The sequence below is a fragment of the Halobacillus sp. genome (assembly GCF_049282395.1).
Lineage (GTDB): Bacteria > Bacillota > Bacilli > Bacillales > Halobacillaceae > Halobacillus.
The window spans coordinates 1-1876 of record NZ_JBAPTY010000319.1 but is presented as its reverse complement, the minus strand read 5'-3'; the positions used below and the strand labels follow the sequence as shown (position 1 = coordinate 1876).

Here is a 1876-nt window from a genome sequence, read left to right as displayed (position 1 = left end):
GATCCTTGAACCTCATCCTGAAGGTGAGTCCAGATTTCCACAAAACTTGAGGCAAGATCGGCGTTTGCCCGCACCTCTTCCATCGTACGCGGCCGTGGCATGTCGATCCTTTTTTCCCTCACAAGTGTGCCAGGCTGTGAACTCATAAGCACAATACGATCGCTCAATAATAAAGCTTCGTCAATGCTGTGGGTAATAAATAAGACCGTCTTTTTGGTTTCACTCCAAATACTTAACAGCTCTTCCTGCAAAATAAATTTATTTTGTTCGTCTAAAGCAGCGAACGGTTCATCCATCAGCAGAATTTCCGGATCATTAGCAAACGCCCGTGCAATACTGACCCGTTGCTTCATCCCGCCAGAAAGTTCTTTTGGATAAAGAGTAGAAAATTGCTCTAGCCCTACTTTTTCTAAGTAGTAATCCGTTCGTTCCTTAATATAGGCTTTGGGTAGATGTCTCATTTTCAAACCAAAGGCTACATTTTCTCTGACAGTCAGCCAGGGGATCACGCCGCGTTCCTGAAAAACCATGGACTGAAGCGGGCGCTCATCTTTTTCCCGGGAAATGATAAACTCACCAGTGCTTGGCGTTTCCAGCCCTGCCAGAATCCTTAGCAGGGTCGTTTTCCCACAGCCGCTTGGACCAAGAAGACAGACAAATTCCCCGTCTTTGATATCCAGACTCACCTCTTTTAAAGCGGTGACACTAGAACCTTTTTTGTAAAATACTTTCGTTAAATCGCGAATTGAAATCTTTGCGGGGGTACTCATAGACCTCCTCCTTCGTTTATCTCCATGGCAGCAGTTTATTTTGGCATCCTCTCAGGATTAATGAGAACAAGTATCCAAAGAATGAAATCAGCACCAGGCCGACATACATTTCTTTTAACAAAAAGGCGTTGTAAGACGTCCAGATTAAATATCCAATCCCTGAATTTGCCCCCATCATTTCAGCAGCTACAATCGTAAGCAGGGCAATGGCCTGCCCCATCTGAATTCCTTCAATCATGACAGGCAGAGCTCCGGGAAGGGCGATCTTAAAAAAGAACTGGCGGGAATTCGCTCCATAGTTCCGGGCTACATCTAAATAAATGCGATCAATTGTAATAACCCCAGCTACGGTATTAATAATAACTGGAAAAAATACACTCCCAGCGATGGTAACAATTTTTGAAACTTCTCCTATTCCGAACAAAATTAAAATAATTGGTAATAAGGCAAGCGTTGGAATGGGCATCAGGGCCATAATTAACGGGGAGAAAAAGTGTCTAAGTGGAGAATACAGCCCCATCAGCAGCCCCAGAATGATGGCCGGGATTACACCAAGCAAAAATCCTGCCATTATACGAAACAGCGATATGCCTATATGTTCAAATAATTCACCACTTGTCCCCATCGTGATAAACGTGCCTACGATTTCTGTAGGAGGCGGGAAAAACCGTGCATCCACAAGGCCGGTACGTGATAAAAATTCCCATAAAATCAGGATGAATATCGGTGATGATATGGTAAGTAATTGCTTCAACCGGCTTTTCAGCTGCCGCCTTTTCCATTCTTCTTTTTCAACCGTGAGCGGATCGTGCTCTATATTGTTCAGTCTTTCCTTCATTCTTCACCACCTCTATGGCAATCATATGTACCTCTGCCTATATGTGTGAAAAAAGAGGAAAGATTTACTCCAATATTTCTGCTTCTTATAACCTTACAAAAAGGTGGACCTCGACCACCTTTAAAGTACATCTATGGTGTACTCAGAGGAGGTTTGTCAAAAGGAAGCGGGGGTACATATTAGGTAACAACCTCGCCACCTTTCCCACAGCTTATTAAACTAAAAGGCCGTATAGTTGAAGACTCAGTTTCGAGATATTCTGGGTCCG

2 protein-coding genes are annotated in these 1876 nt (G+C 43.7%); both read right to left on the bottom strand.

The features are described 5' to 3' along the window. The coding region (locus WAM07_RS13570) for an ABC transporter ATP-binding protein (RefSeq protein WP_422167655.1) at nt 1-770 on the bottom strand (770 nt) is incomplete at its 3' end. A 16-nt stretch (nt 771-786) separates the two neighbouring features. After that, nucleotides 787-1608, bottom strand: coding sequence for an ABC transporter permease (locus tag WAM07_RS13565; protein WP_422167653.1), 822 nt, complete (start codon nt 1606-1608; stop codon nt 787-789). Nucleotides 1609-1876 lie beyond the last annotated feature (268 nt).

Coding starts and splice junctions, on each gene's coding strand:
- WAM07_RS13565 (WP_422167653.1), bottom strand. CDS start 1,608: ATGAAGGAAAGACTGAACAATATAGAGCACGATCCGCTCACGGTTGAA.